The organism is Pseudomonas sp. ICMP 8385 (genome assembly GCF_002699915.1).
Lineage (GTDB): Bacteria > Pseudomonadota > Gammaproteobacteria > Pseudomonadales > Pseudomonadaceae > Aquipseudomonas > Aquipseudomonas gessardii.
Window position 1 is genome coordinate 1 of the sequence record NZ_LKBY01000011.1, and the last position, 2,069, is coordinate 2,069.

Annotated in this window: 3 protein-coding genes; 2 read left to right on the top strand and 1 reads right to left on the bottom strand. The window is 45.5% G+C overall.

Going from position 1 to position 2,069, the window contains the following annotated elements; translation table 11 throughout:
- Positions 1–7 precede the first annotated feature (7 nt).
- Entirely contained in the window at positions 8–775 is a 768-nt protein-coding gene (locus AO268_RS03765) for an N-6 DNA methylase (RefSeq protein ID WP_257154335.1), read from the top strand.
- Positions 776–794: 19 nt separating this feature from the next.
- Here AO268_RS03765 and AO268_RS32640 read toward each other — a convergent pair whose 3' ends face one another.
- Positions 795–1,247: a hypothetical protein gene (locus AO268_RS32640; RefSeq protein ID WP_154220724.1), complete on the bottom strand. Its 453-nt coding sequence runs from the start codon at positions 1,245–1,247 to the stop codon at positions 795–797.
- A 34-nt stretch (positions 1,248–1,281) separates the two neighbouring features.
- Here AO268_RS32640 and AO268_RS03775 point away from each other — a divergent pair, with 34 nt between their 5' ends.
- Complete coding sequence (locus tag AO268_RS03775; protein ID WP_076965296.1) at positions 1,282–1,953, top strand: GNAT family N-acetyltransferase; 672 nt, start codon at positions 1,282–1,284, stop codon at positions 1,951–1,953.
- Positions 1,954–2,069 lie beyond the last annotated feature (116 nt).

The window sequence follows — 2,069 nt, forward strand, 5'->3', positions numbered from 1 at the left end:
ATTCGAAATCGGAAAAGCTCATCTGGCTCATAGGCGGCTCGGATCAGGTGGTCAGGCGTATTTCAGCACATTTGAAAACTTGTTCGGAGATTCCTTAGCGATGAGCAACAGCGTGGACCTGGCGCACCGTAATGAGCGTGAAAACCGCTATCTGAGCCTTATTAAGAAGTATGAACCGAATGAGTTGCACCGGTTTCCCCAAATGCTCGCGGAACTAACCATGGCAATGGAGTATGGCCCTGATGATGTACTGGGCCGAGTATTCGGTGAGTTGGAACTCGGTAATAGCTCAAGAGGGCAGTTCTTTACCCCCTACCCTGTCTGTCAAATAATGGCCACACAACTTATAGGCGACGGTAAAGATCTACATGAACGACTGCAGGAGCGGGGTTTTATAACTGTAGCTGAACCCGCATGTGGCGCGGGAGCCATGCCTATTGCCTTCGCCGACGCATTAACCAGCAAGGGAGTAAGCTTCCAAAGCGCCCTTCATGTAGTTGCACAGGATTTAGATTCACGAGCAGTTCATATGACCTATCTTCAACTCAGCATTCTGCATATTCCTGCAATCGTAATCCTCGGCAATACGCTAATGATGGAAGAGCGTGAGTTGTGGTACACCCCTGCGCATATTCTAGGAGGTTGGAATTATAAACTAGGGAACACTCAAGAACGAAGCAATTCACAACGGGATTCAGTACATATATCAGATGAATGTATCAAGCCATTGCCAACGACCAAGCAAATTAACGGACATCAATTCGCATTATTCTAATTCGGAATTTCAGTAGCCCTTACTTAACTTCCGTAGCTTTTGCTCGACGCTTTGCGGCATGTGAGCAGATTTTTAGGGTAGCACCTTTTATGTGGCAACTATTTTTCGTCGCTGTCGCGTTCTCATTGCTTGGTTGCGATTTACAACAAGATGCGGCGAAAAAGCGGGTCAGTGGCACCCCAAAACGCACGAGAGTACTCTGCAATACACCGTTGCGGTTGATGGGTCTCAGACGATCCAGGCGATCCTCATTACCAACGGAAAGGATGAGACTGACGTAGGAGCAGACGCTGATTCCTTGCGTAGCCTTGCGGGTTTCAGGACCCAGATAGCTTTCAAAGACTGTGGCCGCCTCAACTTTGCCCGTACCGGCCCTGGCGCAGATGTCGTGCAAGCTATTCCAACCAGCATAGGTATGACATCGAAATGCCAAATTCAAAATTTGGAGATCAGTGGAATATTCGTCAGTCAAAGTAATATACTTGCGGAAACACTAAGGACAGTCCATGAACATTTTGCACATTCACGATCTTACAACCCTAAAACAATCCCAAAAAAACGATATTTTGCGATTAGCACAGCGCAACAGCGCTGAACTTATGAACCGGCCTGTTAAGCCTAACCATCCGATGTTCGGTCTTGCCAGCGCTTGGATGTTAGCTGATCTAGAACAGCAGATAACTGCACACTCTGGCAAACAACTTGACTGCGAACTTATCCTTATTAGTGACGTAAATTCAAAGGCAATCGCATTTTTGACCTTCACTCGCGCTAACGACTCATGCACCGCGTGCGGCCTTAATTATGTGTGCGTTGATTCCAAATACAGAAAACAAGGGCTCATGACTTTAATGATTGATTACTTAAAGTCAAATTATACAGATATTGCTCTTTGTTGTTTTCCGAGCCTAGTAGGCATGTATGAAAAACTCGGCTTTTTAATGTGTGAGGCTGCTGAAGCGCAAGTAGATATGCGGATTGGCAAACTACACGAAATGAAAAAATATCCTAAGGCAAAGCTTTTGGAAAGCCCAGACGTTAAACACGCCACTGAGCTACTAGCAACTAAGTATGGCAAAAAAAAGGCAATCAAGATCAACGATATATTTGACGCCGAAACAATACAAATCACACTTAAGGTTGAAGCCTTTGTGAGTGATCGTAAACGAATTCTTTGAGTACAGCACACCAGTATGGCTAAGGATGGTCTGAAGTAGCCATGTATTTCCCCGGCATACCACCTAGCGCAACTTTTAAACTCGCCAAATGATCAAAAAACAATCAATTCGACGAG